Below are 19365 nucleotides of genomic sequence, written 5' to 3'. Positions count from 1 at the left end.
ATCACTCTTATTATATAAGATTTTCAACTTATTCAATAGATGTAATATTCGGTTTTTGCCAGAGCCACTTAACGACTGCGAATATATAGACATCATTTCACATTATTTCGTATATCTGTTCGCATAACTAAATGCCGCATAAGCATCTGGCTTAATTTTTGCTGTTAATCCCATTGCTTGAATTTTCATCGTCATATCTAAAATAAATTCTTTTGTTAAACCATCATTCCCGATATCTAAATGAATTTCCATTATGAATCCTGCTCCATCTTGAGCGTATGGGTGCAATAAATCCCATATTGTTTGTATATGATTGGGAGTAAATAAATAGGCGATTTCTTGACTAAACTGTGTTTCTAAATATATTTTCTCTCGCAACGTTGCTGGCTTATTTTTCACTGATTTATGATGCAAACATCCCCATGCTCCTTTTCCAACCCGATGAATATGTATCGCTGTAATAAACCTCGTATCCTTTTGATGCGCTTGTGAGTCTGTCCCAATAGATAATCGATATAAATTTCGTGGATCCTTTTCAATGAAACTACAAATACGGTTAAATACCATATCAAAATTCAAATGTCTCTCTGAAACATTATAAAATGTATGCTCACCGTCCACATAGTCACGTCCTTTCAATTAGACAGACTTTTCGTATTCTCATTGTATGGGACAAAAATAAAAATTATAACTTACTACCCTTTATTCGTTTCAATATTTCGAATTACATAATTACAAAACCTACATGTATAAATTACATTTTGATTAGACTGGGCGGTTAATACATGATTAATTTCAGCATGACTGTGACAATTAGGACAAATAACAATCGGTAAGCGTTCCATCCTTTGCACCTCCTATTAATATTTACTATCATTGTAGGAAAAATAAAAAATTCCTATACATATACATTTGTAAAAACCTTTTATTTAATCGCGACTTAAATTGCAACTTCTACTACCTGTATAGCCCATTAATTAATATAACTAAAAAAGGTACCGCCATTTGGCAGTACCTTTTTTATATGTATCAATTAATGATATCATAAATCTCAATTGCAACCATATCGATGTTATCGAATTGATACACTTGAGGTTTTTCACCTTGTTGATACACTTCTAATTCATACATTTCACTTTTATCGAAAAATTTCACGCTACATTTGCGCTCACCGTTCACTTCAAAATAGCGTTGTGCTACTTCACCGCTTTCAGCTTGTTCTTGTAGACTAACAAGTCGAGTTAAAATTCCTTGGAGTAGAGACATGAAATCTCTCCTTTCTCTGATCTTCCTACCAATAGGTTTTACAGCTATACTCATTCTATCCGTCATAACAGAAAAAACGTTCCACAATCTAGGATAAAGGTTCTTGGCCAGAAACTCAACTAAAATTTGTCGAAATACGAAGTAAAAAGATGAAAGAGCATCTTTTTACTTCTTTATTGCGCTTTTTATACTGGCAGAATATAATAAAAAACAGAAAAAGGGAGGAATTACAATGAAAAAAATTGAGGTTTATACACAACCTGATTGTCCGCCTTGTACCATTGTGAAAGAATTTTTAAAACATAATAACGTTGTATATGAAGAATTTGACGTAAAAAAAGACGCTGCTGCACGCAATCGTCTTTTATATGACTATGAGTCCTATTCAACTCCAACAGTTGTAATTGACGGAGAAGTTGTCGCAGGTTTTCAAATTGAAAAATTACAACAGCTACTCGGTATAGAATAGGAATAGGGGACACCTATCCCTATTCTCATAATTGTTGTAACCTTTTTATTTCAGTCAACAGTTCCTGACTTTCATGATACCCTGCTAGTTTCCATTTTCCATTATCCTTTTGCAATGTCACAATTTGATATTGTCCACTCTTTGCCCGCTCGTAGACATATAAATTTTTATGTTCTTCATCATAAGACATTTTTGTTTCTGAATTAAAGGAAAACGGAGCTTCTTTTGCTGGAAGTAAATATTCACCACTTTGTTTTTCATTTCTACTGTTTTCATCTGTAAAAACTTGAAGGAAATTATTTGTAAAATATGGTGATAACGTCTCTATCATCTTATTCATAGATATTTGCTTCCCGCGAATTGAAAATTGGGTCTCATAACCTTTTTGTATCGTTGTAAACACTTCTTTCCGATCCACTTTCACTTCTTCTTTTCCTAAAACAGTTGTGACACTATAGCCAACTAGAAAGGCAACACATATAAATAGAACAAACCATATTCCATATTTCTTCATTTTTTCACCTTCCTTTTAAAAGAGCTTGTCTTTGTAGTATTCATTGTAACAATGATTATGCAAAGAAAGGGATGATTTCGTTCGTAAAATCTTTACAACGATAGACAGCATTTTCATCATCATTTTCACTATTACCAATTTATGATAAAAACAAACAAAAAAAATGCACGAATCTCTTCGCGCATTAAAATAAAACATCTTCCTCATATAAATATTCATACGATAAATCTATAAATAAAAAGTTTTCATCATCAATCGGGAATGAAAATGTTCGTACCATTTCACCAGTTTCGATATCAGCATATAAATCTGAAAGTCTTGCCTTATTCTCAAAACGCATTTTCATTATATTTTCTAGAAAATACGGGCGCCAACTCCAGTTCTTCATATAATACTCTGGCATAATGATCCATTCACCATCTTTTTTCATAATATTACCAGATTGTTGAAAACCATCTTCATTACAAATAAATATCCGAAAACTATATTGTGATATGCTTTGGCTAAATTGTAATAACCAATCATTTATATCTTCATTCTTTTTTTGTTTTGACAGAACATCACCAATTCGATCACGTAACATCTCTGTTAAATTATAAATTTTTTGCAACTTCTTCTTCTCATGCAGAATAAATTGATGACATTCATTACCAAGTCGCTCTTTTAAAACATTCGTTTCAATAAAATCAGGTAAACATTCTTTCAAATAATTACCTTGATAATATCTACCACCGTTTTTCCAAGCATATTGTAGTTGATAAAAAGCATCAATTTCTTCATATAACAATGTCGCACCAATTCTTCTAGCAAGTAAAGATAAGGAATATAAAATATCTTGATAAGATTGTAAAAGTGCAGTTTGCCTTAAATTTGTTAAATCTACTTTTAAAATATCCGGTGCTAACACGCTAATACGCTCTAAATTACTTGTACCCGTTCCGACTTTATTAATCGAAATTTGAATACCATATGTACGATAATACATCAGTAAATGATTAAATTGTTCTATATCTTCTTTACATTCATGTTCTGTTATTTCTAGAACAATGCGTTGTAAGTTCAAACCTTGTTCTTCATACATCAGCAAAAGTTGAAGTAAACTTTCATCTTCATCATTCATTAATACATTAGCATTCCGATGTATAAATAATAATAATTTTTGATCCGTTTCTAAATACCTATTTAACGCTTTTTCTACAATGGTGTTATCCGCTTCAAGTTGGAACTCACTCGGAATAGAATCATCATGGAAGAAAGATGCTAAACTTTGTATGCCCTCTTCTGTTTGAATACGTCCTACAACTTCATATCCAATTACTGTATGCTCATCAGCACTAAAAATAGCTTGATAATAAGGAAGGACTTTATCCAAGTTACTCATTACATCTAATGCATCTATCAACGTGCTTCCCTCCCTTTACTTTTCAAAAATTATAACACGATATTTACGGAAAAATAATAAAAAATCCCTTCAGTTTTCCTGAAGGGATTAGAGGGGTAAAATGCTAAGGGGAATTAGCAATTCTACTATGAAGAAAAAAGAGGTCTTAAATATAACGTATATATTCCCCTTTGTAAACACATTTCTCTCACATGTCACAACTTCGTCACATTTCACCGAAGAAAAAATAATAAATCATTCATTTTCCAGCCCTTTTAAAATGGATATTGGTGCAAATGCTGGCCACCATCCATTGTCATACAAGTTCCATTTATGTATGCAGCTTCATCTGAACATAAATAATAAGCTAGACCCGCAATTTCTTCTGGTGTCCCCAGCCTACCAAGTGGGACACTTTGTATTGTACGCTTAGCCATTTCTTCTGAAATCCATAATTTATCGGCACCACCTGTACGTTCAATTGGTCCTGGTGCGATAGCGTTAACTCGTATCCCATATTTACGTCCCCACTCAACAGCAAGAGTTTTTGTCATTGCTAATACACCAGCTTTAGCTGCTGCCGAATGGATAACCCCTGGACCTGCATCCCATGCATATGTTGCCACCATGTTAATAATATTTCCTTTTATACCTTTCTCAATCCAATATTTACCGACAGCCTGACTGCAATAAAATGTACCATTTAATACAATATTAATTACCGAATTCCAGCCATTCACAGATAAGTCCTCTGCTGGACAAATAAAGTTTCCGGCTGCATTATTTATTAAAATATCAATTCGTCCAAACTTCTCATCAATATGTTCAATCATTTTTTGAATATCATCAGTATTTCGTACATCCATTTGTACAGATAATACTTGCCCTGGAAACTGTTCAATTTCTAACTTTGCTTCTTCTAGCTTTTCTTTTGTACGCCCTGTAATAACAACTCGTGCCCCTTCTTTCGCAAAACGTGTCGCCATCCCTTTTCCCATTCCACTTGATCCACCTGTTATAATAACTACCTTCGCTTTCACATACATCCCCTCCAAAAAATGAATACACATTCATTTTATCACTTTATTTGATAGAAATCTTTATATTTTTCAATTTTTCTGATATTTTAACGTAAAGGGGTTTCTTTTCGTTCATTTTTTCGTAATCTATACTACTTTTTTAGTGTCTAAAATATATTTCCAAAAAACTGAAGGGAGATTCGAGTAACCTGTATATGAAGAAAATTACAAGAAGAAATTTTTTAAAATCTGGAATACGCACTTGTCTATATTCATTTATAACCGCTAGTATCGGCTATTATTATGCTAAATATATAGAGCCCTATTTGCTTTCTTTTACGCAACACACACTTAAATCACAGCTCATACCAAAAGGTTTTCATGGTATGAAAATCCTTCAATTTAGCGATTTACATCTAGGATACTATTTCTCTCTCCAACATTTATCTCAAATCGTTTCCAAGATTAATGCTGAAAAGCCAGATATTGTCCTTTTTACTGGTGATCTCATTGATAATTACCAAACATATACCGAGGCTCCTTTTGTTGCATCCATTTTAAAGAATATACAGGCACCCTTCGGTAAATTTTCTATTTATGGTAACCACGACCATGGTGGATATGGAACTGAATACTATGACCACATCATGCGCGAATCTGGATTTGAACTTTTGCACAATAGCGAAAAGCGAATTCGTTTACTGGATAATAGTGAAATTTCTATTTTCGGACTCGATGATATGCTACTAGGTAAACCAAAAATAGCGGAAACTTTACAACATGCAAAACAAAATATTTATACAATTGTTCTCGTTCACGAACCAGATATCGCGCCACAAATCGCAACATATCCAATCAATCTTCAACTTTCTGGTCATAGCCATGGCGGACAAGTACAAATCCCTTTTTTAGGTGCTATTATTACCCCGTCGCTTGCAAAAGAATATATTGAAGGTTTCTATAACATTCAAGGTTTGACTCTTTATGTCAATCGAGGTATTGGAAGAACACGTGTCCCATTCCGCTTTATGTCAAAACCTGAAATTACACTCTTCATCCTACAACATTCGTAACAATTCGCCTATTTTCTTACATATCCTTTCTTGTACGCGCTCATCCACGCTTGGTCCACCATATGATAAAAATGAGTCCAGTAAAGGAGGTTTGTTCATGTATCCATATTATCAACCAATCCCAGTTCGTTCAGCATCTATTGGCCCAGCAGGCGACTCACGCTTCTTTCCATTTTTCGGTGTTCCATTTCTAGCTGGAATTGCTGGAGGGTTACTCGGTGGAGCATTAGCTTTCGGCCCTAGACCGTTTTATCCGCCATATCCACCGCCTTTCCCACCACCAGCACCCTTTCCTTGTTACGGAGGGCCTTGTCAACAACCATACTATTATTAATTTAAAACAACGATTCTTCTGATGTTTTTCTATCAACGAACCGATTTATCACACGCCTATAATAAAAAACTATTCTCTCTACTCATTCTTCCATTTATGGAAGAATGAGTAGAGAAAAAAATAAAAACCTCTTAATTTCGATTAAGAGGTTTTTACTTTTTCTCTATTATTCAGCATCTGTATTTTGGTACGCCATCTTAAATAAATTCACTTGGCTATCAATTTCTTCTATACTACTATTAATTATATAATAATAGTCACCATCTTTATTTTGTTCACGTGTTTTCACATTATCAGCTAAAATCAGCTGTAAAATTGCCTTTATTCTCGCTTTCATTTCAATATCTAAAATCGGGAAGGATATTTCTACTCGTTTTTCCATATTTCGCGTCATCAAATCAGCTGAAGATAAATATATTTTTTCATCTCCATTATGATGGAAATAATAAATACGGCTATGTTCTAAATATCTTCCCACAACACTAACTACACGAATATTTTCACTTACATTTGGAATACCAGGTCTTAAACAACATGTCCCTCTAACGATGAGCTCTATCCTTACCCCAGCTTGCGATGCTTCATACATTTTTTTTATTAACGGTTTATCTGTTAACGAATTCATCTTAGCGATAATATATCCATTTCCATATTGTCTATGGTAACGAATTTCCTCATCTATTAACTCCATAAACTGCTCTCTTATATCAAACGGGGCAACAGATAAATGATGAAAATGCGGTTTTTTTGTATAACCACTCAAATAATTAAAGAAATTTGTTGCATCTACACCAAAGTCTTTTCGCGATGTAATATATCCAAAATCGGTATACAACTTCGCTGTTGCATCATTATAATTTCCGGTTCCAAGATGTACAAACCTTTCAATTTTTCCGTTTCTTCTTCTTACAACTAACGTAATTTTACTATGCGTTTTCAAGTGACTTACTCCGTAAATAACGTGACATCCGGCCTGTTCCAATTCTTTAGCCCAATTAACATTATTCTCTTCATCAAACCTCGCCTTTAGCTCAACCAATACCGTCACTTGTTTTCCTTTTTCAGCTGCTACCTTCAACGCCTGAATTATTGGAGAATCTCCACTTACACGATATAATGTTTGTTTGATTGCAAGTACATTCGAGTCATCTGCCGCATCACGGACAAAATCAACGACTGGCTGAAACGACTCAAAGGGATGGTGTAATAAAATATCATGTTCTATCGCTTTTTCAAATACATCTTCCTCATCACCTAAATCTTGAGGAGGTTGAGGAATAAGAGCCGGATATACTAGATGTTCATATAAAGGCGCTAATTTTTTATATAAGGAGAATAAACATGTTAAATCTAACGGTCCATCCATCATGTACACATCTTCATCTTTTACTTCCAACACCTCATACAATAACGCTAACACTCTTTCATCAATGTGTTCTTTACCAACTTCTAAACGAACGGCAGCTCCCCACTTACGCTTTTTCAATTCTTTTTCAATTACTTTTAATAAATCGCGTGCACCCTCTTCATGGATTGTTAAATCCGCATTACGTGTAATACGGAAACGAGTAACAGGTGATACGTTATATCCTGTGAATAATTTATGAGTAAAACCACTAATTACATCTTCTAATAAAATAAATTTATGTTTTTGCCCTTCACTCGGTAAAAATATGAAACGCTCCAGTAAAGAAGGCACTTGGACAATTCCTAACTTCGTGCGATTTTCTTCCTCTGCCTGCTTCTCATCGTATAAAATAGTAGCTAAATTCAAGCTTTTATTTAATAACATGGGAAATGGACGATACGCATCAATAGCTACAGGAGTTAACACTGGAAAGATTTGTTCATCAAAATACTCTTCGATAAATTCCCTCTGCTCTTTCGTCAAATCATGGAATGTTAGACGCTCAATCCCCTCTAGTTCAAGCGCTGGCAATACGTAACCTTTAAACGTATCATACTGTACAGTCATTAAGTCATGCGCTTTTATCGCAATCTTATTTAACTGTTTCTTCGGTGTTAAACCTGCTTTATTTTCTGGCTGATTAAATCCAGCACTTACTTGATCTTTCAAACCTGCTACGCGCACCATAAAAAATTCATCTAAATTTGAACTAAAAATACTAATAAACTTTAATCTTTCTAAAAGTGGATTATTTTCATCTTGCGCTTCTTGTAGTACACGTTCATTAAAAGCTAACCAGCTCAACTCGCGGTTATTATAATACGCTGTATCATTTAAATTTACTAAATTCCCCTTTAGCAATTCCATTCTCTTCACACTTCCCTTTGAAACTTTTTCACTATAATTTAGTTACTTTTATTTTATCAAATTATAATATTCCAAAGTGTTAATTTTTCGTAAAGACATCCGTACAACTTAACATTCTGATTCGAATAATAAGTTAATATTCGTTTTCAATACTCTTTCTAGCTGCTTTTTTTGTTTTTCAGCTTGCACTTTTTCCGCTAATGCCGATTGCTCGCATACAATTCTAAATGTTAATCCTTCTTTACTTTCTGTTATAGATATCGTTTCAACAAGCGCTCTTTGTCTCACATTTAAAGCGGCTGAAAATTGCAAAACAGCTCCTAATAACCGGATTTTTTTTTGTTCACTTTTATCAAACCATCCTTCAAATGGGGCTAAATGTTGTTTAAATAACATTTTTGATTTGTATGAAGCAATAAGTGCTAATCTAACTCGATCTTTATGCATCATGCCATCAATTGTTTTATTCGCTAGTAAATAAAACGTATGTAAGCGGCTCGCTTCTTCATCAATGTACTTCCCTATATTAAATACTTTCGCCGCTTGATGGAATATTTCCCAGTCTTTTTCCGACATAGAAATAAGTCCTACTCCTTCAAGTTGTTTACAAATCAATGTTCCTTGTTTAATAAGTTGAATTACAAATTCCATATCCATTTCGTACTCATATGATAATAAATATAAACTTTCTTCTACTACGTTCGGATAGTACGAAATCCCCAAGTCTTTCGTTAATTCTTCATAAAAAACACCTTCTCTTAATCCTTTTTTACTCAATATAAATGCCGGTGCCTCTATAACGTTAACAAGCATATGAAAGACTTCGACTGCTGGAATAATTGTATCTGCTCGATCTTTTGCTAACCCCTCCATCTTTTGAAGCTCTATGAACGACAATTCTTTTAATTCCTCTTTTACATGTTTAAGATCTTCTTCTTTCATTTTGTATAAATGTAATCCAGCTATAGGATAACAAATTAAATTTTGATGGATTTTCACCATATTCCTTGCACTCCCCCCAATTGCGATAAGGGGTAATTCTTTATCGATTAACCATGGTAGCGTTCGAAATTGATACCATAAATAGTTTTTTATTTCCTCTAACTCTTCTGTAGTAGGAATATCACCTTGAATAAATTGTTGCTTTAAAGAAAGTGCTCCAAAAGGAAAGCTATGATATTCTAAAATTTCTCTATTTCGAAAGTATGTAACTTCTGTACTCCCCCCACCAATATCAACTGTAATTCCTTCTGAAAATGAAGTGGAATTCATAACTGCTAAATAACCGTAACGTGCTTCTTCATATTCTGATAAAACTCTAAGAGTAAAATCTGTTTGCCCTTCAACAAGTTTTTTAATTTCATCTTGATTCTCAGCCTGTCTAATTGTTGCCGTTGCAACGCAAAGTACATGATGTAACTTATGGAATCGTGTACTTTCTTGAAATTGAAATAATGTTTGTAATAATACTTCTATTCCTTCTTCACTTAATACACCATTTACTAAATAATTTCTTAACCTAGCGACCACTTTCATATTTTCAATCTCTTTATAAAAACCCCCGCTTTGTTTTTCATAAATAACTAAGCGCATTGTATTAGAACCAATGTCTATAATGGCATATTGTAGTTTTAATATTTCTTTCAAACTTCTCACTCTTTCATTATCAAATTTCTGAAACATATTCTATCACTATTATACAAAATAGTTGTTTTTTGTAACAATATTGCTTTAATATTGAAAATATATACAATTACTTTTTGCATATAATAAAAACCCATTTTATTTATGCTATAATAAGGAAAACTTGAAAGGAGATTAAATATGAAACCTTCACAACCCCAATCTCAATTACATAATCAACATTCTATTAATAGACTAGCTCAATCTATTTTCGTTGTGAATCGTCATGCTAAAGCTGCAACTAATCCTAAGTACTTATATTGGTTAAAAAAGACTGCTTTAGAACGCTTAATTACTGAAAAAAAGGCTATCAAAGAAGGATTACATTTTTCTAGAAACCCACGTTTTAGTCAACAACAATCCGATGTTCTTATACGTTTAGGTGATTATTTTTTCCATATCCCTCCTACGAAAGATGATTTTCGCACCCTACCGCATCTTGGTCACCTTGAATCCTCCTATCGAAATCCGAAAACAACCTTATCTTTAACAATAGCAAAAAAAACACTTCAAGATTATATTGGTCCTGAAGCATTAAAACAAGAAAAAAAATTAAGCGAAGCAGTTCCATGGTATAGCCGTACCTATACAAAAAAATAAAACAGTTTGGCCCATATTAGGCCAAACTGTTTTATTTTTTATCTTCCTTAATTTTAATATTCGCTTGTTTATAGAATGCAACTTTTTCTGTATTATATGATTTCGTATATTCATTAAACTTATCTTTTTCTGTCTCAATATCTTTATATGCTTGGTTTACTAACTTTACTTTCTCGCTAATATCTTTTAATTTTGTACCTTTATCTTGTAGCATTGCATATAATTCTTTTTCTTGCTTTAAAGATTTATTATAGCTATCGTACATCTTTTGGAATGAATCATGTCGTTTCTCATAAGTACTCTTTACTTTATCCGCCTGGTCTTTTAATTTATTATCTTCAATTTTCTTCACATGCTTATCAGCTGACTTCACTTCTTCTTGCGCTTTATTTAAAGCCTCTTTTTCTTTAATAAGAACTTTTTCTCGTTCAGCTGTATTTTTCACTGCTTGATCAAGCTTATCCTTAACAGCCTGATTATTATCTTTTCCTTCTTGGACAATTTGATTATATAATACTTGCCCCTCTTTCTCTAATGACTCTAATTTTTTCGCATCTTCAAACATTGTTTTTTCTTGCTTGGCAGCATTTTCAAATGCAACATATAGCTCCTCTTCTGGTTTTGGGCCGAAACAACCAGCTAGTAAAGTCATTGATAATGCAGTTACAATTGCTAATTTATTATATTTCAACATCTTTTCCTCCTATTAATAAACGACCATCGCGCCAAAAATTCCATGAAAAACATGTAACTTCTTTATCTATTTCACGCTCGCATCTTTTTTACGAAGATCATCAATAATTATTTATACTGCTTGTACAATTTTCGCACTTGAAATTATGTAATATCTTAAAACATAAAGGCATTTACCTTAATCTTACCTACTGCAAGAAACACTATAATGTTTCACCTGATAAAAGATGATCGTTGACCTCTCACGTCTATCATTCCCTTTCTCACTTTCTATCAAATAACCTCTTTGTCCATTTTACATAGTGCAAAGGTGACCTCGCAACTCTTACAAAGATTCTTTTAATTTCTTAAAAAGGAAAAGTGTAGAGCATGCTTTCCTCTACACTTTTAAAATGAAACGCATTGTGCAAAATGCATTGACACATCCACAGACAATTATATGCTGATTTCATATATTTTTAAAGACTTTTGTTACAAAAAAAAGTTTTCTTGTAACAAAAGACAAAAAAATGTTACAAAAAATTCTTTATATCATACTTCTTCAAATCAAAGTTTCATTCATGACTTTGCAAGTTTCTATAATTATACAATTGATTTTGTGCCTTTCTAAACAAATCTTCAAAAGTTTTCCCTTCTATCGGATAACTTGCAGCCCCAAATAATAGTGTGGCACTTAATAAATCATTCGCTATTTCATTTTGAATATTTTTGATTAATCGATTTGTTATTGTTGACTTTTCATAGCCATTATCAACAGCTACGATAACATATTTATTTTCATCCCACCTCGTAACTGCATCGCCTTTTCGAACTGTCTTTACAATTGTACGTTCTACTCTTTGGACTAGCTCATCTAACTTTTTTTCTTGCACTGTGTCTTTTAATACATCCCATTCTTTTACGGAAAGAATATACACTGTAATATTACGAGAATCTCTTTCTGATAAAGCAGCTACTTTCTCAAAAAAATCAACGACAAAATCGTTATTTGTCATTCCTCCTACTTCAATATTTACACGCGCATTCGCTCTTTTATCGTACCAATGTCCAAAATAATAGCTTAGTATCATTTGCAATATATAAATAATAAAGACGGTAAAAAATGATCGCGAATCTAGCTTAGCAATTACATCCTGAAGTGCAATCCATTCTGTAACCGCAACTGTGTTCCCAAGTAGTAATCCACTTATTTTCCCTTTATATTTCATACTTCCCCTCCCTTCTATACCAATATATGCTTCTATAACAATAATGTTTTTCTACAAAATAAAAAATGTACATATTCCATGTACATTTCTACTTAAGCTCGTATACCTTTTCTATTTTATTTCATATATATACTATATATCGTTTTTAGAAAGGAGTGACCTATATGCTTCAAAAAGAAAATCTATCAGATATTATGCGCTTACTAGCTGGCTTTTTATTATCATTAAAATTACTATTTAACTCTTTCGGAATAAACTTCATTACAAACGATCAAATTGACGCTCTAGTAAATGTTATTTCATTTCTATTCATTCTATATTTTGGATACAAAAATAACTATGTTGGAAAAAAAGGAGTGGAACAAAAGAAATTACTCAAGAAGCACAATCTTCATTAAAAAAGGAACCTTTCGCACAGGTTCCTTCTTATCATTTTCTGACAACCACTTCATTTGTTTGTAGCGGTCCATATGATACTCCTTTATATTGAAATGTATATGTAGCCTGAAATAATGAATTGGGAGGAGCTTTATCTTTATTTGCTTTTATTTGACAAATTAATTCTACCCTTTCACTCGGCGATAGATTATCGATTCGCCACCTTACAAGCTGAAATAAAAACTCACTTATTCCCTTATCTGCTTTTAAAGAGTTTGGGATATACGCGAAATAATCACGAATCATATGACTTACAACTACTCGCGAAATCATTTCAACGCCTTTGTTTTCAACTTCAAGTCGAATAATTAGTATGTCATTAACATCATAGATCATCTCATATGAAAATTTTTCTTTATACATACTACGGATTTGCAATGTGACTGCTACATTAGATGCTTCCGTGTCCTTTTTAGAACCATCAATCCACAAAACCGGCTGTAACGGTATAGAATACCTTCCTTGATCCGAAATTCGTTTCCATATTTTCATAATATATTCACCTCATTCCAGATGTATCATCTATACAACTTTATTCTGCCTCTCGATGCAATAAACTACACTAAGAAAAAATATTGAGCTTGTTACAAAACATTTTAAATTTTTCTTTTCCTTTTATCCTATTCGACAATATAAAGAAAAAACCATTTTTAATAGGTTGACACAGGTTATTCTTTATTAAATATTTTTTTACAATTTCCTTCCTTAACTACATAAAAAAATAAATTCTTACTCTCTCTTTTCGTCAATATAATAAAATACTTTGGCTTAAGAAAACATTTACCTTTTAGTCAAATTTGACTATAATATAATTTATGATTTCCATCCTTTATATCATGTCAATGCAATTTTTTATAAATGAAGAGGGAACGATACAAACTGTACATAAAGTTTGTACGCATTGCACTAAAAAACTTAAGTTAGTTTAATTTTCATTAAAGGAGGGCTATATTTGGAAGCACAACTTTCAAAAAAAGATTCAAGTAAAACAAAATTTGTTGTTGCTGGTTTACTACTTGGTATTCTAATGGCAGCAATGGATAACACAATCGTCGCAACTGCGATGGCAACGATTGTCGGAGACTTAGGAGGGTTCGACAAATTCGTTTGGGTCACATCTGCCTACATGGTAGCAACAATGGCCGGAATGCCTATATTCGGTAAGCTTTCTGATATGTACGGGCGGAAACGCTTTTATATTGGCGGACTAATTCTTTTCTTATTCGGTTCTGCACTTTGCGGGACAGCATCAAGTATTGAACAATTAAGTATTTATAGAGCCATTCAAGGAATTGGTGGCGGAGCTCTTATGCCTATCGCATTTACAATTATGTATGATATATTCCCGCCTGAAAAACGCGGGAAAATGACCGGACTATTTGGTGCTGTTTTCGGAACATCTAGTGTTTTCGGACCTTTGTTAGGTGCTTACATTACAGATTATATAAGTTGGCACTGGGTCTTCTATATTAATATTCCATTAGGACTTATTTCCTTCTTCTTCATTACTAAATACTATAACGAGTCTCTAGAATATAGAAAACAAAAAATTGACTGGGCTGGTGCCATTACACTTGTCATTAGTATCATTTGCTTAATGTTTGCCCTAGAACTTGGTGGTAAGGAATATGCATGGAACTCTAATGTGATTATTGGTTTATTTTCAACTGTTATTATTATGCTTATTATTTTCTTCTTCGTAGAAAGAAACGCAACCGAGCCTATTATTTCTTTCCATTTATTTAAAAAACCTTTATTTGCAGCTAGCCAAGGTGTTGCCTTTTTCTATGGCGCAGCTTTTATCATCTGTACAGTTTATATTCCAATCTTCGTTCAAGGTGTTCTCGGTGGTTCAGCCTCAAATGCTGGATTAATTTTGACACCTATGATGGTAGGATCTGTAATTGGAAGTCAAACTGGTGGACAGTTAGCTTCACGAACAAGTTATCGTAACATCATGATAGTATCTGGAGTTTTCTTCGTTCTTGGTATTTATTTACTAAGTACTTTAACAATGGAAACACCTCGTACACTCGTAACAATGTTTATGGTGCTTGCTGGACTTGGAGTTGGATTCTCCTTCTCAGTTTTAAGTATGGCATCTATTCACAAACTAGAAATGAGAGATCGCGGTTCTGCTACATCAACAAATTCATTCTTCCGTTCACTCGGTATGACTCTTGGTGTAACGATTTTCGGTACAATTCAAAATCATGTTTTCACTGATAAATTAAAAGCAGTCTTCCCTCCTGAACTAGCAAAAATGGCTCCTAAAGGTGGAGACACAAGCTTTTTATTATCACCAAATGCTACTGAAAAGCTACCTCCTGAAGTACTGAGCGGCATTAAGGAGGCTCTTGCAACATCTATTGCTAATACGTTCTTCTGGGCACTTATTCCGGCCGTACTAAGTATTATTTGTATTTTACTTATGGGAAATGAGCGCCTCTTCACAGGACCAAAAACGAAACAAAAACAAAAGAAAGTAAGTTAGTATAGAAAAAAGAAACGGCATATCCCTTTATGAAAAAGGATATGCCGTTTATAATATGTATAAAGTTTCTATATACAGGAGTTGAGACAGCATGAGTATGAAATTAGTCATTCTCGGCTTGCTACTCGAAGGAGATAAACATCCATATGAAGTGCAGCACATTATGAAAGAACGACACATGGATTGTTATATTAAATACGCAAAAGGATCACTGTACTACGCCTTCGAGCAATTAGAAAAGCAAGGCGCAATTCGCATTACAACTATTGTTCGAGATACGAATAGGCCAGATAAAACAATCTTTCATATAACAGAAGAAGGTAAACGGCTATTTCACACGTTACTATTAAAACAGTTCGAAGCAAAAAACGAAATATATAAACCGATCTATTCAGCACTCTCTTTTGCTCATTTTGGTGATGATCGAGAGTTAGTTCCTATTTTAGAAAAAAAGAAAAATGATACCGTTCAATATTTACATAAAATGCAAACTATATACGATTGTAGCAAAGGGAACATTCCACGTGCACAACTATACATTTTACAAAGCGTTATTGAGCATATTACCGTTGAATTACAATGGTTAAACACCCTCCTTACAGATGCAGTGGCAGGACGTCTTTCAGAAATTGATATTGATGAAGGTTAAGTTTCCGAAGAAGATAGCCCTCTTCTTTGGAAACTTAACCACAATTTATTTCAATTCTCACACCTTTTCTCCACTTATAATAATCAGAACATTAAAATAATAATTAATAAAAAACTTTAGAATTTTCTTATTTTAAAACAGTGGACAAAATTCAAAAAATTGTGTTAGAATTTGTTTCAATATCATATCGCTTGTTAAATTCCTTTCAAAAGGAAAATAGGTACACGGAAATTTCGTTTCGTGTTTAAAAGGGAAGCTTGGTGAAACTCCAACACGGTCCCGCCACTGTAAATGCCGAGATTTCTTTTTGGTGCCACTGTGAAAACGGGAAGGTGAAAGAAATTATATAAAGCATAAGTCAGGAGACCTGCCTGTTTTAACAACACTGATAGACTCACGGATGATGATGAGGTGTTAAAAACAAAAAGGAAGGCTTATTTTTCTATGCCTTTATGCTTTTTGTTATAGGTATTTCCGAGTAAACGGAAATGCTTACTTTCAATTAGGGAGGAATTTAAAATGGCAATTCAAACAAGTAACTTAGGTTATCCACGTATCGGACTACAACGAGAGTGGAAAAAAACATTGGAAGCTTTTTGGTCCAATAAAATTGATGAAGAACAATTTTTAACGACAATGAAAGAAATTCGCCTTCAACACGTCAAAGTACAGCAAGAAAAAGGAATTGAATTAATTCCAGTTGGCGATTTTACATATTATGACCACGTTCTGGATACGGCCTACATGTTAGGATTCATCCCGTCACGTTTTTCAGAGTTTACCTCTTACCTTGATGTATATTTTGCAATGGCACGCGGCTCTAAAGATCACGTTGCTTCTGAAATGACAAAATGGTTTAACACAAACTATCATTACATTGTTCCTGAATATGAAGAAGGATTACAAATCTCTTTAAAAGACAATCGCCCTCTTCGTTTATATGAAGAAGCGAAAAAAGAGTTAGGCGTTGATGGAAAACCAGTTATTTTAGGACCTTATACATTCCTAAAACTAGCAAAAGGTTATAACGAAGAGCAATTTCCCACTATTTTAAAAGAGCTAGTTGCACCTTATGTACAATTATTCTCTGAATTGCACGCAGCTGGAGCACAAATTATTCAAGTTGACGAACCAATCTTTGCATCCTTAACAAAAGATGAAATTAATCAAGCGAAAGAACTTTACGAAGCTATTCATAAAGAAGTTCCGAATGCTAATCTTCTTCTACAAACATATTTTGATAGTGTAGAAGAGAACTATGAAGAAATCATTACATTCCCTGTTTCTGGTATTGGATTAGACTTTGTTCATGGCAAAGAAGGTAATGTAAATGCTATTTCAAAATATGGATTCCCAGCTGATAAAATTTTAGCTATCGGTTGTATAGATGGCCGTAACATTTGGAGAGCTGATCTTGATGATGTACTTTCTTTATTTACAACATTACAAAATCAAATCATAGCAAAAGGTTTAATTGTTCAACCTTCTTGTAGCTTATTGCATACTCCAATTGATAAAACGGGAGAAACGCAATTAGCAACTGAATTATTTGATGCACTTGCATTTGCTAATCAAAAATTAGAAGAATTAGTCCTTATCCATTCTGCTCTTACTAAAGGTGTAGAAAGCATCAGTAGCGATTTGACAACATATCGCAATGCACATCATGCAATCCGCTCATCAGCTGCACGTAATCGTGAAGATGTAAAAGTGGCACGTACATCACTTAAAGAAGATGATTTCTCACGTCCTCTTCCATTTGAAAAACGATATGAACTACAGCAAGTAGCTTTACAATTACCGTTGTTACCAACAACAACTATCGGTAGCTTCCCACAAACATCTGAAGTTCGTCAAACACGTAAACAGTGGCGTAACGGCGATATTACAAATGAACAATATAATCAATTCATTGAAAAAGAAACTGCAAAGTGGATTCGTTACCAAGAAGATATTGGTCTTGATGTACTAGTACATGGTGAATTCGAAAGAACTGACATGGTGGAGTATTTTGGAGAAAGACTTGCTGGTTTCTCCTTTACTAAAAACGGATGGGTACAATCATACGGTTCTCGCTGCGTAAAACCACCTGTTATTTATGGTGATGTTGCCTTTATAAGTGGAATGACTATTAAAGAAACTGTATATGCACAAAGCTTAACAGAGAAAGTAGTAAAAGGTATGCTAACTGGACCTGTCACTATTTTAAATTGGTCATTCGTTCGAAACGATATTGCAAGAAAAGAAGTTTCATATCAAATTGCATTAGCACTTCGTCATGAAATTGAATTACTTGAATCTTCCGGAATTAGAGTGATCCAAGTCGATGAGCCTGCACTTCGTGAAGGTATGCCGTTAAAAGAAAAAGATTGGGATGCATACATTACATGGGCAGTTCAATCATTCCTTTTAGCAACATCTTCTGTAGAAAATGAAACACAAATTCATACTCATATGTGTTACAGTAACTTCGAAGATATTGTAGATGCAATTCGCGCGTTAGATGCAGATGTTATTTCTATCGAAACATCAAGAAGCCATGGAGAATTTATTAATACATTAAAACATACAACATATGAAAAAGGAATTGGTCTAGGTGTATATGATATTCATAGCCCACGTGTCCCAAGTAAAGATGAAATGTTCACAATCGTAGAACAATCTTTACAAGTATGTGATCCTAAATATTTCTGGATTAATCCAGACTGTGGTTTAAAAACACGAAGAACTGAGGAAGTTATACCTGCTTTAGAGCACATGGTTCAGGCAGCAAAAGACGCTCGTTCTCTCCTAAAAACAAACGCATAATAAAAAACGTGTTATCCTTCAAAAAGGATAACACGTTTTTTTATTCTACACTCTCAAAATAGAAGTCGTATTGTACTTTATACAATTCATCGTCTGTTGGCTCTTCAAGAGGAGTTGCCTGCAAGACTACCATATATTCCCCGTTCGGAATAGGAATATGAAATTTATTAGAAAGAATACTTGTTATATATACTTCTTCATTCTTCACTGTGAAAGGAACTGATATCGTTCTAACCACTTCTTCTTTCTCAATATGATTTCCGCAAGTAACTTCTACTTCACAAGTATAGTCAGAGATTGCTTCAAAAATAATAGCTCCATCCACCTCAGCATAGCCTCTTTCAAAATCTTCAGGAGTCCAATCTACATAAGGCTGCTGACCATCATAATTCATTATCATTAATTGCGAATATGAAATTGTTAATTCCATAACTACCCCTCTCCTCCACTATGAAATGTAT

20 protein-coding genes and 1 riboswitch are annotated in these 19365 nt (G+C 33.5%); of the genes, 8 read left to right on the top strand and 12 right to left on the bottom strand.

Annotation, left to right across the window (positions count from 1 at the left end):
* Positions 1 to 102: 102 nt before the first annotated feature.
* From ACFWDE_RS13445 to ACFWDE_RS13435, 3 genes are all read right to left on the bottom strand, one after another.
* Positions 103 to 621 carry a ribonuclease H-like YkuK family protein gene (locus tag ACFWDE_RS13445; RefSeq protein WP_002111508.1) on the bottom strand — a complete coding sequence of 173 codons (519 nt, stop codon included), beginning with the start codon at positions 619 to 621 and terminating at the stop codon, positions 103 to 105.
* 74 nt (positions 622 to 695) lie between these two features.
* The gene (locus tag ACFWDE_RS13440; RefSeq protein ID WP_002033828.1) at positions 696 to 845 is read right to left on the bottom strand and encodes a hypothetical protein; all 150 of its coding nucleotides are present in this window, start codon (positions 843 to 845) and stop codon (positions 696 to 698) included.
* Positions 846 to 1029: 184 nt separating this feature from the next.
* Positions 1030 to 1266 (bottom strand): YkuJ family protein, encoded by a 237-nt coding sequence (locus ACFWDE_RS13435; protein WP_002111509.1) that lies wholly within the window; start codon positions 1264 to 1266, stop codon positions 1030 to 1032.
* Positions 1267 to 1498: 232 nt separating this feature from the next.
* Here ACFWDE_RS13435 and ACFWDE_RS13430 point away from each other — a divergent pair, with 232 nt between their 5' ends.
* A complete protein-coding gene (locus ACFWDE_RS13430) occupies positions 1499 to 1735 on the top strand; it encodes a glutaredoxin family protein (protein WP_002111510.1) in 237 nt (78 codons plus the stop codon).
* 25 nt (positions 1736 to 1760) lie between these two features.
* On the opposite strand, the gene ACFWDE_RS13425 is transcribed toward ACFWDE_RS13430, so the two are convergent.
* From ACFWDE_RS13425 to fadH, 3 genes are all read right to left on the bottom strand, one after another.
* On the bottom strand, positions 1761 to 2249 hold the full coding sequence (locus tag ACFWDE_RS13425; protein WP_002111512.1) for a DUF3993 domain-containing protein: 489 nt from the start codon (positions 2247 to 2249) through the stop codon (positions 1761 to 1763).
* Between the two features lie 184 nt (positions 2250 to 2433).
* A complete protein-coding gene (locus tag ACFWDE_RS13420) occupies positions 2434 to 3651 on the bottom strand; it encodes an EAL domain-containing protein (protein ID WP_377892820.1) in 1218 nt (405 codons plus the stop codon).
* Positions 3652 to 3905: 254 nt separating this feature from the next.
* Positions 3906 to 4670, bottom strand: a complete 765-nt coding sequence (fadH, locus tag ACFWDE_RS13415) for a 2,4-dienoyl-CoA reductase (protein WP_377892819.1) — start codon at positions 4668 to 4670, stop codon at positions 3906 to 3908.
* Positions 4671 to 4864: 194 nt separating this feature from the next.
* On the opposite strand from fadH, the gene ACFWDE_RS13410 reads away from it, so the two are divergent.
* Complete coding sequence (locus tag ACFWDE_RS13410; protein WP_002145985.1) at positions 4865 to 5722, top strand: metallophosphoesterase; 858 nt, start codon at positions 4865 to 4867, stop codon at positions 5720 to 5722.
* A gap of 97 nt (positions 5723 to 5819) precedes the next feature.
* Positions 5820 to 6056: a hypothetical protein gene (locus tag ACFWDE_RS13405; RefSeq protein ID WP_002145984.1), complete on the top strand. Its 237-nt coding sequence runs from the start codon at positions 5820 to 5822 to the stop codon at positions 6054 to 6056.
* 166 nt (positions 6057 to 6222) lie between these two features.
* Here ACFWDE_RS13405 and ACFWDE_RS13400 read toward each other — a convergent pair whose 3' ends face one another.
* On the bottom strand, positions 6223 to 8331 hold the full coding sequence (locus ACFWDE_RS13400; protein ID WP_002160668.1) for a polyphosphate kinase: 2109 nt from the start codon (positions 8329 to 8331) through the stop codon (positions 6223 to 6225).
* A gap of 108 nt (positions 8332 to 8439) precedes the next feature.
* Entirely contained in the window at positions 8440 to 10014 is a 1575-nt protein-coding gene (locus ACFWDE_RS13395) for a Ppx/GppA phosphatase family protein (protein ID WP_377892817.1), read from the bottom strand.
* A gap of 141 nt (positions 10015 to 10155) precedes the next feature.
* Between ACFWDE_RS13395 and ACFWDE_RS13390 the strand changes: the two genes are divergently transcribed.
* Positions 10156 to 10614: a YkyB family protein gene (locus tag ACFWDE_RS13390; protein ID WP_002066920.1), complete on the top strand. Its 459-nt coding sequence runs from the start codon at positions 10156 to 10158 to the stop codon at positions 10612 to 10614.
* A 31-nt stretch (positions 10615 to 10645) separates the two neighbouring features.
* Here the strand turns inward: ACFWDE_RS13390 and ACFWDE_RS13385 are convergent, their stop codons facing one another.
* Both ACFWDE_RS13385 and ACFWDE_RS13380 read right to left on the bottom strand, forming a co-directional pair.
* Positions 10646 to 11308: a YkyA family protein gene (locus ACFWDE_RS13385; RefSeq protein WP_002145981.1), complete on the bottom strand. Its 663-nt coding sequence runs from the start codon at positions 11306 to 11308 to the stop codon at positions 10646 to 10648.
* A 553-nt stretch (positions 11309 to 11861) separates the two neighbouring features.
* A complete protein-coding gene (locus ACFWDE_RS13380) occupies positions 11862 to 12515 on the bottom strand; it encodes a diguanylate cyclase domain-containing protein (protein ID WP_377892814.1) in 654 nt (217 codons plus the stop codon).
* Between the two features lie 164 nt (positions 12516 to 12679).
* Between ACFWDE_RS13380 and ACFWDE_RS13375 the strand changes: the two genes are divergently transcribed.
* On the top strand, positions 12680 to 12913 hold the full coding sequence (locus ACFWDE_RS13375; RefSeq protein ID WP_002111524.1) for an SPP1 phage holin family protein: 234 nt from the start codon (positions 12680 to 12682) through the stop codon (positions 12911 to 12913).
* A gap of 31 nt (positions 12914 to 12944) precedes the next feature.
* On the opposite strand, the gene ACFWDE_RS13370 is transcribed toward ACFWDE_RS13375, so the two are convergent.
* Positions 12945 to 13445, bottom strand: coding sequence for a hypothetical protein (locus ACFWDE_RS13370; protein ID WP_002111526.1), 501 nt, complete (start codon positions 13443 to 13445; stop codon positions 12945 to 12947).
* A gap of 460 nt (positions 13446 to 13905) precedes the next feature.
* Here ACFWDE_RS13370 and ACFWDE_RS13365 point away from each other — a divergent pair, with 460 nt between their 5' ends.
* From ACFWDE_RS13365 to metE, 3 genes are all read left to right on the top strand, one after another.
* On the top strand, positions 13906 to 15447 hold the full coding sequence (locus tag ACFWDE_RS13365) for an MDR family MFS transporter (protein ID WP_002145976.1): 1542 nt from the start codon (positions 13906 to 13908) through the stop codon (positions 15445 to 15447).
* A 91-nt stretch (positions 15448 to 15538) separates the two neighbouring features.
* Positions 15539 to 16096, top strand: coding sequence for a PadR family transcriptional regulator (locus ACFWDE_RS13360; protein ID WP_377892812.1), 558 nt, complete (start codon positions 15539 to 15541; stop codon positions 16094 to 16096).
* Positions 16097 to 16297: 201 nt separating this feature from the next.
* A riboswitch (cobalamin riboswitch) is annotated at positions 16298 to 16485 on the top strand.
* 130 nt (positions 16486 to 16615) lie between these two features.
* Positions 16616 to 18904 carry a 5-methyltetrahydropteroyltriglutamate--homocysteine S-methyltransferase gene (gene metE / locus ACFWDE_RS13355; RefSeq protein WP_377892811.1) on the top strand — a complete coding sequence of 763 codons (2289 nt, stop codon included), beginning with the start codon at positions 16616 to 16618 and terminating at the stop codon, positions 18902 to 18904.
* Between the two features lie 40 nt (positions 18905 to 18944).
* Here metE and comJ read toward each other — a convergent pair whose 3' ends face one another.
* On the bottom strand, positions 18945 to 19334 hold the full coding sequence (comJ, locus tag ACFWDE_RS13350) for a competence protein ComJ (protein WP_219919867.1): 390 nt from the start codon (positions 19332 to 19334) through the stop codon (positions 18945 to 18947).
* Positions 19335 to 19365: the final 31 nt, after the last annotated feature.

This window comes from Bacillus sp. NPDC060175 (genome assembly GCF_042728695.1).
In the GTDB taxonomy this organism is placed as follows: Bacteria; Bacillota; Bacilli; order Bacillales; family Bacillaceae_G; genus Bacillus_A.
Note: the sequence above shows the minus strand (reverse complement) of the source record. Positions and strands in the feature narration are given on the sequence as shown.

What these genes read in the sequence shown, in the direction of transcription:
- ACFWDE_RS13380 (WP_377892814.1), bottom strand. Translation starts at nt 12,515, where the DNA reads ATGAAATATAAAGGGAAAATAAGTGGATTACTACTTGGGAACACAGTT.
- ACFWDE_RS13370 (WP_002111526.1), bottom strand. Translation starts at nt 13,445, where the DNA reads ATGAAAATATGGAAACGAATTTCGGATCAAGGAAGGTATTCTATACCG.
- ACFWDE_RS13375 (WP_002111524.1), top strand. Translation starts at nt 12,680, where the DNA reads ATGCTTCAAAAAGAAAATCTATCAGATATTATGCGCTTACTAGCTGGC.
- ACFWDE_RS13390 (WP_002066920.1), top strand. Translation starts at nt 10,156, where the DNA reads ATGAAACCTTCACAACCCCAATCTCAATTACATAATCAACATTCTATT.
- ACFWDE_RS13385 (WP_002145981.1), bottom strand. Translation starts at nt 11,308, where the DNA reads ATGTTGAAATATAATAAATTAGCAATTGTAACTGCATTATCAATGACT.
- ACFWDE_RS13405 (WP_002145984.1), top strand. Translation starts at nt 5,820, where the DNA reads ATGTATCCATATTATCAACCAATCCCAGTTCGTTCAGCATCTATTGGC.
- comJ (WP_219919867.1), bottom strand. Translation starts at nt 19,334, where the DNA reads ATGGAATTAACAATTTCATATTCGCAATTAATGATAATGAATTATGAT.
- ACFWDE_RS13395 (WP_377892817.1), bottom strand. Translation starts at nt 10,014, where the DNA reads ATGTTTCAGAAATTTGATAATGAAAGAGTGAGAAGTTTGAAAGAAATA.
- ACFWDE_RS13410 (WP_002145985.1), top strand. Translation starts at nt 4,865, where the DNA reads ATGAAGAAAATTACAAGAAGAAATTTTTTAAAATCTGGAATACGCACT.
- ACFWDE_RS13430 (WP_002111510.1), top strand. Translation starts at nt 1,499, where the DNA reads ATGAAAAAAATTGAGGTTTATACACAACCTGATTGTCCGCCTTGTACC.
- ACFWDE_RS13425 (WP_002111512.1), bottom strand. Translation starts at nt 2,249, where the DNA reads ATGAAGAAATATGGAATATGGTTTGTTCTATTTATATGTGTTGCCTTT.
- ACFWDE_RS13435 (WP_002111509.1), bottom strand. Translation starts at nt 1,266, where the DNA reads ATGTCTCTACTCCAAGGAATTTTAACTCGACTTGTTAGTCTACAAGAA.
- ACFWDE_RS13400 (WP_002160668.1), bottom strand. Translation starts at nt 8,331, where the DNA reads ATGGAATTGCTAAAGGGGAATTTAGTAAATTTAAATGATACAGCGTAT.
- metE (WP_377892811.1), top strand. Translation starts at nt 16,616, where the DNA reads ATGGCAATTCAAACAAGTAACTTAGGTTATCCACGTATCGGACTACAA.
- ACFWDE_RS13440 (WP_002033828.1), bottom strand. Translation starts at nt 845, where the DNA reads ATGGAACGCTTACCGATTGTTATTTGTCCTAATTGTCACAGTCATGCT.
- ACFWDE_RS13360 (WP_377892812.1), top strand. Translation starts at nt 15,539, where the DNA reads ATGAGTATGAAATTAGTCATTCTCGGCTTGCTACTCGAAGGAGATAAA.